This is a genomic window from Paenibacillus sp. FSL H7-0756 (genome assembly GCF_038006765.1).
Taxonomy (GTDB): domain Bacteria; phylum Bacillota; class Bacilli; order Paenibacillales; family Paenibacillaceae; genus Paenibacillus_AQ.
On sequence record NZ_JBBOVT010000001.1, the window covers coordinates 2,084,563 to 2,097,324 of the forward strand.

At 45.5% G+C, this 12,762-nt stretch carries 8 protein-coding genes and 2 pseudogenes; 8 read left to right on the top strand and 2 right to left on the bottom strand.

The annotated features are described in order from the left end of the window. Positions 1–104: 104 nt before the first annotated feature. From NST04_RS09325 to NST04_RS09340, 4 genes and pseudogenes are all read left to right on the top strand, one after another. Positions 105–5,618 carry an RHS repeat domain-containing protein gene (locus tag NST04_RS09325; RefSeq protein ID WP_341184016.1) on the top strand — a complete coding sequence of 1,838 codons (5,514 nt, stop codon included), beginning with the start codon at positions 105–107 and terminating at the stop codon, positions 5,616–5,618. A gap of 15 nt (positions 5,619–5,633) precedes the next feature. Next, a complete protein-coding gene (locus NST04_RS09330; RefSeq protein ID WP_341184017.1) occupies positions 5,634–5,930 on the top strand; it encodes a hypothetical protein in 297 nt (98 codons plus the stop codon). A 150-nt stretch (positions 5,931–6,080) separates the two neighbouring features. Continuing rightward, a pseudogene (locus tag NST04_RS09335) lies at positions 6,081–6,445 on the top strand (ArsR/SmtB family transcription factor). Beyond that, positions 6,442–6,779 (top strand): annotated as a pseudogene (locus NST04_RS09340) (alcohol dehydrogenase catalytic domain-containing protein); the annotation flags it as partial. The pseudogenes NST04_RS09335 and NST04_RS09340, both read left to right, overlap by 4 nt. A gap of 113 nt (positions 6,780–6,892) precedes the next feature. Here NST04_RS09340 and NST04_RS09345 read toward each other — a convergent pair. Both NST04_RS09345 and NST04_RS09350 read right to left on the bottom strand, forming a co-directional pair. After that, on the bottom strand, positions 6,893–7,177 hold the full coding sequence (locus tag NST04_RS09345) for a DUF6809 family protein (RefSeq protein ID WP_341184018.1): 285 nt from the start codon (positions 7,175–7,177) through the stop codon (positions 6,893–6,895). A 140-nt stretch (positions 7,178–7,317) separates the two neighbouring features. Further along, on the bottom strand, positions 7,318–7,569 hold the full coding sequence (locus tag NST04_RS09350) for a CopG family transcriptional regulator (RefSeq protein ID WP_341026872.1): 252 nt from the start codon (positions 7,567–7,569) through the stop codon (positions 7,318–7,320). Positions 7,570–8,059: 490 nt separating this feature from the next. Here NST04_RS09350 and NST04_RS09355 point away from each other — a divergent pair, with 490 nt between their 5' ends. From NST04_RS09355 to NST04_RS09370, 4 genes are all read left to right on the top strand, one after another. After that, positions 8,060–8,356, top strand: a complete 297-nt coding sequence (locus NST04_RS09355) for a hypothetical protein (protein ID WP_341184019.1) — start codon at positions 8,060–8,062, stop codon at positions 8,354–8,356. Positions 8,357–9,155: 799 nt separating this feature from the next. Continuing rightward, the gene (locus NST04_RS09360; RefSeq protein ID WP_341184020.1) at positions 9,156–10,718 is read left to right on the top strand and encodes an extracellular solute-binding protein; all 1,563 of its coding nucleotides are present in this window, start codon (positions 9,156–9,158) and stop codon (positions 10,716–10,718) included. 113 nt (positions 10,719–10,831) lie between these two features. Further along, the gene (locus NST04_RS09365; RefSeq protein ID WP_445321824.1) at positions 10,832–11,800 is read left to right on the top strand and encodes an ABC transporter permease; all 969 of its coding nucleotides are present in this window, start codon (positions 10,832–10,834) and stop codon (positions 11,798–11,800) included. Between the two features lie 21 nt (positions 11,801–11,821). Then, entirely contained in the window at positions 11,822–12,697 is an 876-nt protein-coding gene (locus NST04_RS09370; protein WP_341184021.1) for a carbohydrate ABC transporter permease, read from the top strand. Positions 12,698–12,762 lie beyond the last annotated feature (65 nt).

Consider the following 12,762-nt stretch of genomic DNA (forward strand, 5'->3'; position numbering starts at 1 on the left):
GTTCTATCTCTCATTACAAAGCTACAAAAGGGCAGTGGGACAAGTAAGGGATAAAGAAACAAGCGATGTTTTCAAGATTTTATACTCATTTGGAGGAATGGAAATTGTATAAGAAGGTTATTCTTAGATTTCTACTGTTATTACTGTGTTTAGCGCTGACTGTTCCCCAAGTACCTGTACATGCTGAGTCAAATGCAAACATAGCGAATTCTTCTCCTGAGGACTCCAGTTTCATTGCAGAATCTTCACTCAATGCCACTGAGCATTTGTCCAAAATACCTCCAAAAGCATTTGCAGTGGTCAGCGGGGCTGTGTACGACCAAAATCTTCTGCAAAGTATAGAGTCGATCAAGGCTATGACTCTTCAAAAGGACCGTTCACTGATATCTGCTAAATCCCCGCTTACAGTATCAACTCTACAGCCAGGTACAGATTTGACGAAGCGGCAAATCGAGGAACTTGCGTTAGCTGGTGCCAGCATTGAGGATGTTTACTGGATAAATTTCCTTTCCAGAGAGAGCACCATGACACCACTTGAACTGCTGAATTTGAAATTAACTACGAAGGAAGATTGGGAAGGGATTAGAGCAGATATTGGGTCCGGCAGTAAATCCGGCAGAGCCTCTGTTGATGCCGATGTCTATCAGAATTCTTCAGTCCTGCTAAATTTAAGGGATACATATACTGTAGAGAGTGCTGTTTATAGAGACAGCCCGATACAGACCAACCAAGCTTTGATAGAGAGCAACCTCCAATTGGCCTCCTTTGCTGCTACTGCAAATAATGTATTTGATGGCCTGATCACCCAGCAACTGATTAATCAAACTAATAAACAGCAATATTCCGACCACAATTTGTCCAGCGAAGTTATTGATCCGGCTTCTGGCTCCTTAACCTGGAAAGAAACAGAGATCAGTCTTCCCGGACGGGACGGATTGGATTTAAACATAGGTGTAATGTATAACTCTAATCAGGCTTTTGGCTATATGAGAAGCTATTCAGAATATCGTTATTTGAAGAAATACAACTATCTAATATCCAGATATGATTTGGGTGTTGGATGGTCCTTCCAGTTTCCTTCTGTTCAGTCCGAAGACGGATATTTGTACTATCATAACGGACAGGGTTCGATATATCGCATTGACCTTGCAGCGTCTGATGCAGTAGGCAGTTTCACCCATTTGGTAGGTTACCAAGGCAAGGATCTGCAGTTTATGCAGGATAACGGTTCTTATAATAATGGACAAGCTTCGTCTTCATATTATCTGGAGTATGCCAATAAGAAGAGAGAATATTTCGCAGACGATGGACGACTGCTCGGCATTGTTGACCGATATGGAAATGAAATAAAATTCGAGCATATCGATCGGCAGATTTATGATGGTAAGACGTATAAAGTAATTTCCGCAATCAAGGATACCCTAAACCGGACCGTGAATTTCACTTACGAATCCAATCTCAACAACGCTGACTTCAACGGAGAGAAGATAACTATATCTGTAAGTGCTCCTAATGGGGCTGTAGGGCGGAAGGTCATCCTTAATAAAGGACGCATCGGTTTAACCTTTGACGGAAATCCGGATGGTAATGCCCCCTATTTGTGGCAAATCTCAAATCAGGAATTCGGGAGTAGATTTTTAGGTTATGATTTTGCCAATAACGCCAAGTATGATTACAATAAGAAATATTTCGATTCACTTTCTGGCTATAGTTTCTACGCGAATCTTGTTCAAGTTGTTTATCCGAATTCATCGACCAACTATCAGTTTGAGGTTGCACAACGTAATCTGGGAAGTGGAGGCTTAGGTGAGGAGTGCAGAGTAACGGGCAGGGACGATGAGATCAATGGCATCAAATACAATCAGGCGGGCTACTCCTTTGTCGGAGACTATACAGGATATCCTTCGTATTGGGCCAATCCTCCGTCAAGTTATACATTCTCCTCTACTTCTGTTGTTCACAGTAATTCTCTAATGAATAGGTACTCTACAACACACACTTATAATGGGCAGCAGCAGAGTCTGTCTAATCTAACCGAGGCTGCAAACGGGGAAAAGAAGCTGGAGACAAATACAGCTTTTGATCCTATTTATACTATGCTTCCTACGCAAGTGGCCTTTGCCGAATATGAAAAAGGAGACACAGAGAGCACGGCAGTCAAACTATATTCTGAAACGGCGTATACGGATTGGGGAGGGATTTTAAGCCAAACAAAGCCACTCAACCTTGAGCAAAACAACGATGCCGCATTCAAGGCCAAATATACAACAACCTATAATTATGAACCTTTATACCGCCAGCTTCAGTCCAAGTCATGGTTTCAGAACAGTTCTGCTCCAGTTAGTGAAACCTATAAATATGAGAGCAACGGGCGGGTTAAATCGTATACCAATCCTCAAAACGAGATGACTAGTTATTCATATGAATATACAACCCAGGCTCCCAATAAAGTAAGTCAAATGACAGAAATCAAAACTATGCAGAATAGCTTAACCGCTAAAACAGTTACCAGCTACGGGTCAGATACTAATTATGCCTATCCGTCGGATGTACAGAGATACTTTACCAATATTTCGGCAAGCGGCGTACAAACGTCTTTAAATACCCGGCAATCGATGATTTATGATCCGGCAATGGGGTATTTATTGGAGCTTTCTGATGCTGCCGGAAAAAAAACAAAATATATGTACGATCAATTAGGACGCCCTATATCCATTGTTTATCCAACAATTACGAATCTGGACGGCAAGCAATATTCGGTTGAGGACCAGTACCAATACAGCAATACCTATGGGTCCAGCTATTATGGTTTTGATAGTGTGAATTCCGATATACCACTGCTTCAGGTCAGCTACAAACGGGTTTATAAAGAAATCGCCAGCGGAGCTGTGACGAATATATCCAACCAGCTTTTATATTATGATGGTTTGGGATTTCTCCGTTTAAGTAAAATGGTGGATAGTGGAGCTGTAACGCAATATCATCCTGATGATTTATCACGTGCAGTCTATATTTCTGATCCGGCTGGCAATGTAACCACCGTGGCATATGATGCTTGGGGGAAACAACAAGAAGCATCAGATACTTATGGCAATTTATACGTCAACGAGTACCAAACGAAGCAGAGGAAGGAAATCAGCTACTTTGTTGCGGCCGCTGATGTAGGAACATACCGGAATAATGTGGGTAATTCGGCTGTAAAGACGAGCTACGTGGAGAAAAGCTACGATCAGTGGGGACAATTAACCTCCAATAAAGCGTATAAGGATTGGCCTGCTCAGAATGAACCGATTTCCGAATCCTATAGTTATGATATTGCCGGCAATACTACCGGTTATATCGATCCGAATAACAATGTGAACAATGAAGGCTTAACCGTAAAATATACTTACGATGGGTTAAACCGCTTAACTTCGCTCAAGGATGCACTGGGACAAGTTACCTCCTATCAATACGATATTAATGGCAAAATTACCGATTCATCCGTCAAAAACGGTGATACCGGAACGCCAGTACGTTTATTAGGCAGCATATACAATGAGATAGGGCTTCCATCCAGTACAACCGACAATAATTCGAGCAGCCAGCGTCAGGAGTATAATAATCTTGGGCTGCTGCGAGTAGAGACTGATCGGAACGGCAGCGTAATTAATCTGGAGTATGATGAACGGGATCAACTAGTTAATCAAATGATCACCGGACTAAGCGGGAACAGCCAGCAAAACAGGTATATTTTTGGCAGCAGTACGTTAACTTCTGATACAAATGAGATCTATCTAAATGGAGTGCTAACATCCTCGCAAACTGCGCAGACAGATACTGTAAAGCGTTTGATTGCCTTGAGTACAAAAGCTGGTACATTTACCAGTTACATCAACCTAAATTATGATCCGGCTGATCGGATTACCCGCTTGTACGGTTCTGATAGTGTAACGGGAGGATTCTATACTAATTATAAATATGACAAGCTGCGCCTAAATAAAGTACAGACAGACGGTAACTCTGCTGAGAATTCCAATGCAAATGCGAATGCCATCTATGAATATTATGCGGCAGGAAAGCTTAAAAGTATTAACTATCCTGCGTTTGCCGATGGAAGTTCACTAAGAACAGAATATAGCTACGACAAGCTAAACCGTTTATGGACCTTGCAAAATAAAAAGGGAACCGAAATTCTTTCTTCTTATATCTATGATTATGACAATAACGGAAATATCAAATCTGTTACAGAAACATTGAAGGGAGTAGGAAGCAATAGGACAACAACCTATACGTATGACAAGCTAAATCGCTTGACTTTAACTATACATCCAGATCAAACGCAAGTTGCTTATACGTATGATCTGAAAGGAAATCGGTTAACAGCTTACTCTACTACGGTTGTGCCATACACTGGGTTAGAAAGCGGAAGCTTCACCTATAACCTGGAGAACAAGTTGTCTGGAGTTAACCAGGACACAGGGGCAACTACTTTTGATTATCTTCCGGGCGGTTTGAGGTATCAGAAGAACACAGGAGTAGCAACAGTCCGATACAATTACAATTCTAAAGGTGAGATTATCTCCGAAAGTAAGAGCACAGGGGAGAAGGCAATATATATTAGAGGAGACCGTTTGCTGATTAAAAGAGATATCTCGACAGCAAACCCCAAGGACTATTATTATCTGTACAATGGTCACGGTGATGTAGTACAAATTGTCGACAGCAGCGGAGTAATGGTAAACATGTATACCTATGATGAATGGGGGAACATACTCAGCCAGACCCAAGGAATCAGCAACTCTTTTAAATATGCCGGGGAAATTTATGATGAAGAAACTGGATTGTATTACCTTCGTGCCCGTTATTATGACCCGAGTCTAGGGCGGTTCCTGAACGAGGATACTTACACAGGAGATATCAACAATCCGCTGAGTCTAAATCTTTATACGTATGCCGAGAATAACCCTGTAATATATGCTGACCCTACGGGAAACTGGTGCTCTGCAACGGTTAACGGAAAATACTACTCCCATCCGGGGGAATGCAACGGAAGCGGCTCGGGCCAGAATTATGTTAAAGACAGCAACGCTGTAAATTTTGGGAGAAAGGTTTATGATGCAGGGAAGGTAGTCGGACAATGGTATCCCCAAGACTCCTTTTATATTAAAGGCGACAAGACAGGAATCTCAGATGCATTTATTGGATGTGCATATGATAGTGATTGCTTGAATTTCGTAACCTTTGGACTTGAAGGGGTCGTGGTCAAAGCGCCGAAAGTTGTCGATGTGATTGAGACCGGAGCCAAAAAGGCATGGACATGGGCCAAGAGCATCTTTGCATTCTCGTCGGCCAAAAGTGAGAGTGTCCAGCTTTTGCAAAAGGCTTCACAAACCCAGGATGTTATTATTGGAGCGTTTGATGGTGGCAAGATTACCAAGCAGTTTCTGATGACAGCGGATAACATTTCGGGTCACAAGGATTTCCTTGAAGGGACGGAAAGAGGATTTTTATTGTTTAAAAATATAACTACTGGTGCATGGGATTTAAAAAGTTCAGGCACTGCTTCCAGAGTGGGAGGTAAGTATCTTACGGAGAAAGAATTTGCACAAATCCGTCGTATATTCGGTTTGGATTAGATAGAGGAGGAGTATATGAGGATATTAAATAAAATAATGCAAAGACATGCTGTATTTTGCCCACACTGTCATCAAGAGCTATGGATTGATAGTGTCTCATCTCGCGCCGATATGTTATTTTGTAAAAATGTGGACTGCTTCAGATATTATGAACGGAATAGAAAAACCAAAGAGTTAACAGAATTAGGATCATTTCAGGTGGTGTTGGATTATATGCAAAGTAAGGGATTAGAGCAATGGCCCGGAAGCCCTACTGGCTATTTCTATAGTCCGAAATTATTAAGAATGGTTTGGGATAAGCGCAATAGATAAATGATTCTGCCTGTTTGTAGCTAAATGGATCTATATAGAGAGATTTAACGGAAGCCCCAGACAAAAATATGTTTGGGGCTTCCGTAGTTGCAATGAGAGATGAATGATTAACTGAATCGCTTTTTCGAACGAGCAAATGAATGGGAAGTGGTGAGTGGTATAGACAAGCAGCAAGCTGTCCAAGTAATCAAGGAAGATTTCAAGATGTGCCGGAAATATTGTCGGTATCGGGAATGTACACGCCAGTCGATTATTACCACATTTATGGAGATTACCTGTACGAACGGACTGCGTGTAGGCGAGATTGCAGAACTAACCCATCTGTCGCGGCCGACGGTATCCCATCATCTTAGAATTCAAAGAGAGGCCGGAATCATTATGGTTAGAGAGGAGGAGCCAAAAATTATTATTTTATGGATGTTAGAACCAACCCCGGGACGCTGAAAAATGTGGTCAATCATATCGACGAGTTCATTGAACGGTTCTATGAGAAACAACAGGAGGCTCGATCATGAAAGCAAAAATCGTTATCGAGAAATACAGAAAAACCCTACTTCGGTTAGCGGACCGCCCTATATCCGAGGTTGGTGAGTATGAGGTGCTTGCGGAAATCCATGCGTCAAGTATCAAATCGATCGACTTATCCGGGAGGGCAGGTTGCGGATGTTATTGATTCCGCTTATCCTGGGCAACGATTCCTCAGGTGTGATTACCCAGGTGGGGGACAAGGTGAAGAAATCCAGGGTAGGTATTGAAATCTACGGCCCGACCAGAAGAAACAGAATTGGCACCTTCGCGGAGTATATTGCCGTTCATGAAGACGATATCGCGCTGAAGCTCCGAAATGTTGGTCTGTTGGTTTAATGCCTCACTTCTCCTGATAGATAATTATCACTGATAATATTGAATCCGGGGCAATCCGGCCTGTGATTGACCGTATTCTCCGCATAGATGGATGCCCCTTAAGATAATAGTGCTTCCCGATCGCCTGTAACTTCAATTAATAGATTTGCTCCTAACCTGAACCCTTCAAGAAAGGCAGCTTCCACTTGCATGCTGTTCACGCTGTCGCACAAGTCCAAATATTCCTCTAGCTCTCGAAACACTTCTTCCCCTAACCGTTCACGCCATTGCTGTGTCTCTGCTGCCACCTGTTTGCATGCATAACGATATTCTGGATGTGACGGCACAATAGTCATATTGGGTTGAAGCTTCCCATGGTACAGGGCTTCCAAAATTGTTTTCATGTTTGTCCTCCCATTATGTTCATCGCACCGCTTGAATGAGATTCCTGCACATGGTAGGATATTTATGCAGTCTGCTTATCCAAGCGGTTGCGTGGTAGGAAGTAGCGGTGTTCTTCTCGGGACTTACGCTGCTTCCTTCTTTATTTTTGGAGCTCGTCAAACACCTTTTCAATTCCCTTGCGGATCACATCGGAACGGGTCGTTTGGAGTTTTTCGGTGCAAGCATCAAGCTTACTCAGAATCTCTTGATCGACACGGACCCGAATCAATTCACTTTTGGGATTGTCAGATAGTGGACGCCCCATCTTTTTGGACGACATCGCTTCACCCCACTTTTTGTGTCCATGATAAGTATATTTATGTGGCAACAAAAAGTCGATGATCTCCTTCATAATTGGTCTATCTTTTCAGCCAAAAAATGAAGCTAACAACAATAAAAGTGCAGAATAAAATAAGGAATAATGGTAAAGGGGAAGGAAGGGACTAATGAAAGGTCAAGTCTATGTGGAGTATAGACGATTAGGTTTGAATTTGAAAAAATTAATAGTTCTACCCGTAAAATACTCGAAGAAATTGTAAGTAAATCTTCGATCAATTTTTTAAAAGTTGAGAAGGGAAATTTGCCAAAGGGAGTAAAATATTCGGATTTATTGATAGAGTATAAATGTGTGAACATCTCTATTAACAGTAGTGACAGAGAGATACCATACTTCAGAATTTGTTATGACTTAGTTCATCCAAAAACGGGTATTCAACTGTTCTATTATCATGTTGATTACAATATAGATGGAGAGTTTTCAGATGATTACTTTGGCAGATATTAGATGAAGGTTTGATTACTTGTTTCAACTACACATTGTCAAATTCGTAGGAGGGAAGGTTTTGGAGTCAAGTGACGAATATATTGATTACGTGATTTCAAAGGCACGTGAGATTGGAAAAGAATTTGTGATTGATTCAGGAGAAGGAAATGATTGCGCCGACAATGAATATGGTTGGTATATCGAAAATTTAAGTGGTTGGCTAGTGGATGTTCGCGACGTTGAAGCCGTTAAGGCAGCAAAATTAGAACAGGTTACAGATAAATTTTCCAATTCATATGTCTTCGCATATTGGGGATACGATGCGGAAGGAAAGTTGTCTATCCGTTTTGAATACGCACCAAACTATGATCTGTAAAGCGATGCCCATTAAGCTATTTCATTAAAATGTTGCACATAATGCATCTTTGGATCGCCTATATCAGGACACTACAAAGGAATGTTGCACGAAATGCAGGAATTTTCTCTTTGGGCGGCTTAGAAGAGAAGGAATGCTGCTTTTTCTGCAACATTTTTTGATAATGGTTAGTTTATGAAGAGGAATGTTGTAATTTGTGCAGGATTTTGAGTAATAGCGAGACTGTTCACCTTTAATCCTATTCAGCCCACCTAAGGCAGCAAAAGCTGACCCAATCCGGCCTCCTACAGCACCTTCACTCTATCCTTTTCTTCCTCGCCCGCTACACACAGCATACTTCAAAGCCCCGCCGCGCGAAGCAGCGGGGCTATTTCCCTTGCCCCCTTTCAAGGATAGGCCTTGAAAGCCCCCAGTCTGGAGCGGCAGAAAGGGACGGAGGGAGGTTTGGAACTGGAGGAGTGGGAGCGTCCGCCTTTAGGTTTGGATTTCTACCGCAACTAGCGGTCCAAATCAGGAAATCCAAACCTAACAGCGGCCGGAAGTCCAAAGCTCACGCAGTCCCGCCCGCCGTAGCTCCCATCCTGCCAGCGCAGTCCCGCTCCACCTCAGCCCCCCGCCCCCCGCCCCCGCCGCTCCATAAGTGGTTTTTCCGCGGCCTATCCCCCCATCACACGATAATCATTAACCCACACCCCCGCGCCCCGCCCGCTTTTATGAGCAAATGATTGTTTTCGTAATCCAGTGCAGAGCGTAATGTGAGGCTTGTAACCAATACAAGTTAAACGGAGGTCAAAAAGGAATGACGAAAAAATCCTTCACCCTGCTCCTAAGCTCGCTGCTGACACTCAGCATGTTGTCCGCTTGCGGCGGTAACAACAACAAAGAGGCGGCAGCTACGAAAGACCCGGGCGCCAGCACCGGGACCAACACAACCGCAACTACGGACCCGGCCACCGCAGAGCCTGAGAAGCCGACAGAGATCAAGATTATGCTACCGCTGAATACGACAGATACTCCACCGGATACGATCAAGAATGAAGTAGAGAAATTGACGAATACGAAGCTGACCTACCAGTTCTTCCCAGCCGATACGTATGAGGAGAAGCTGAACTCCTCGTTCGCCACCGGCTCCTTGCCGCAGGTGACGTACCTGAAGAACCAGACGACCTTCCTGCAGATGAAGGAAGCGATCAAGGACGGGCAGTTCTGGGAGATCGGTCCGCTGCTCAGCGAATTCCCTAACCTGAATAAGCTGAAGCCGGAGATCCTGAATAACACCAAGGTAGACGGTAAGCTGTATACCCTGTATATCGGCCGTCCGCTGGCCCGCCAGGGCATCATCTACCGCAAGGATTGGGCGGATAAGCTGGGACTGAAAGCACCGGCCAACACGGAGGAATTGTTCGCGATGGCTAAGGCTTTTACCGAGCAGGACCCGGACGGCAACGGGAAAAAGGATACCATCGGTGTTGTTGACCGCAACGAGCTGGTGTATGGTGCGTTCAAAACCGTCTCCTCTTGGTTCGGCACCCCGAACAACTGGGCCGAGAAGGACGGCCAGCTTGCGCCGGAGTTCACTTTTCCACAATATATCGATACTATGGATTTCTTCAAAAAGCTGCGTGAAGGCGGTTACATGAACCAGGACTTCGCAGCAACCAGCAAGACGGATGCGGTCAATATGTTTACCAGTGGCAAAGCCGGGCTCTATATCGGCGGTTCGATGCAGGACATCGATTCTCTGAACAAGGACCTGATCAAGAACGTGCCGGATGCCGTACTGGATACGCATAGCATGGTGGCTGGACCTGACGGCAAATTCGCCCAGTGGATGATTCCCGGCTATAACAACGTAGTGCTGTTCCCGAAATCGGCAGTCAAGGATGAGGCGGAACTGAAGAAGATTCTGAAGTTCTTCGACGCGATGATGACCCCTGAGGTAGCCAATCTGATGTACTGGGGTATTGAAGGCACACACTACACCGTCGTGGACGGCAAGGCCAAAGCGACCGACAATAAAGAGCTGATCGAACGTGAGGTCAAAGGCTTCAAGGACAGCGTCATCGGCGAATATGAAACGAACGGCATGTACCAGAGCTTGAACGTGCTGCCGGGCCGGATTCATGCGGAGGAGCTGGTACTGGAGAACGTGAAATACGGGGTCGCAGATCCTACGGCGGCGCTCGACTCGGCAACCTATACGTCTAAGGGCGTAGAGCTTCAGCAGATTATTGCGGATGCGACTTACAAGTACATGTATGGTCAGCTGGATAAGGCCGGATTCGAGAAGGAAGTGGAGAACTGGAAGAGCCGGGGCGGGGCGAAGATCATCGAAGAATATAATGCCGCGTATAAAAAATAAGCACAGCACAGCCGCTATAGCAGCGGACTGAACAGGAAGTGGGCTGCCCCGGGTTAGCGCTCCGGCAGCCTTTTTTCAACCAGCGAATAATTTACAGAGAAAGGAAGAGAATCATGCAGGAAGTAACCGCCCCGCCCCGCGTAGTTCCCGAACCCATGCCGAAGAAATATAAGAGCAGCAGTGAGCTGAAGAAGCGGCTGTGGCGTAACAAATTGCTCTATGTCATGCTGATCCCCGGCGTGCTGTATTTCATTATCTTCAAATATTTGCCGATGTACGGACTGATTATTTCCTTCCAGGATTACAAGCCTTACCAAGGAATTACCGGCAGCGAATGGGTGGGCATGAAGCATTTCAGCCGGCTGTTCACCGAGCCTGATTTCCTGAACATTTTGGCGAATACGCTGATTCTGTTCGGTATGAATATTCTGATTTATTTTCCGATTCCGATTATTCTGGCCCTGATGCTTAATGAACTCAGAGGCACCTTCTTCAAAAGATTCTTCCAGACCCTGGTGTATCTGCCGCACTTCATGTCCTGGGTTATCGTCGTCTCGATCTCCTTCGTCATGGTGACGATGGACGGGGGGATTATCAACGAGCTGCTGGCTTACTTCGGATTCGCCAAGATCAATTTCCTGCTGAGTCCGGGCTGGTTCCGGCCGATGTATATCCTTCAGGTCATCTGGCGGGAAGCAGGCTGGGGCACGATTATCTATCTGGCTTCCATTGCGGCTATTGATCCGGGGCTCTATGAAGCTTCGCGTATGGACGGAGCCGGACGGCTCAGACAGGTCTGGCATATTACGCTTCCGGCCATCCGGGGAGTAATTATTACCCTGTTTATTCTGAAAATCGGTTCCGTTCTCGACCTGGGCTTCGAGCATGTCTACCTGCTGCTCAACTCCATGAACCGCGAGGTTGCGGAAATTATCGATACGTATGTCTACACCGCCGGTCTGCGGCAAGGGCAGTTCAGCTACAGTACAGCCATCGGCTTCTTCAAGTCGATTGTGGGCCTGATTATGGTCATGACCGTCAACAAGGTGTCCAAGAAAATAGGAGAAGAAGGCGTTTATTAAAATGCCGCAGGAGGAATTCAAATGGTAGAAGACCGCACATTCAGCGGCAGACTATTCTCTGCCGTCAACTTTATACTGCTCGCCCTGATCGCGCTGGTAACGGTGCTGCCGTTCGTCCACGTGGTGGCAGGCTCCTTCACAACAAGTGCTGAGCTGGCTGCCAACAAGTTTGTGCTGATTCCGAAGGTGTGGAGCCTGGAGGCGTACAAATTTATTTTCTCCACGAACACGATCTTCAGAGCCTTGGGGGTATCGATTGGAGTCACATTGATAGGCACGCTGTTCAGTATGTTCATCACGGCGCTGATGGCCTACGGTCTCTCCCGCAAGGATCTGGACGGCCGCCGGGTGTTCAACTTCCTGGTGGTGTTCACGATGCTGTTCCACGGGGGAATGATTCCTACGTTCCTTGTAGTGAAGGAGCTGGGGCTGATCGATTCGTATGCGGCGCTGATTCTTCCGTCTGCGATCAGTGCGTTCAATATGATTATCCTTAAGAACTTTTTCCAGAACATTCCTGAGGGGCTGGAGGAATCGGCCAAGATTGACGGCTGCAATGACTTCGGAATTCTGTTCAAAATCGTACTGCCGCTGTCGCTGCCGGCGATCGCCACGATCTCTCTGTTCTACGCCGTGACGTACTGGAACACTTATATGAGCGCCATTCTCTATCTGGATAACAGCGCCAAATGGCCGATTCAGGTCCTGCTGCGGCAGATTGTCGTGCTGGCTAGCGGGATGGATCACAGTGCGACACTGGACGGTACGGTTCCGCCGCCGGATCAGACGATCAAGATGGCCGTTATCGTGGTCGCTACGCTGCCGATTCTGATGGTGTATCCGTTCCTGCAGAAGCATTTTGCCAAGGGTGCGATGCTGGGCTCGATGAAGGGCTGATGCTGACGGGGGAATCGCTGATGCTAAGCGAAGACCGGACATTCTGAATTATTGAAAGGGGAATA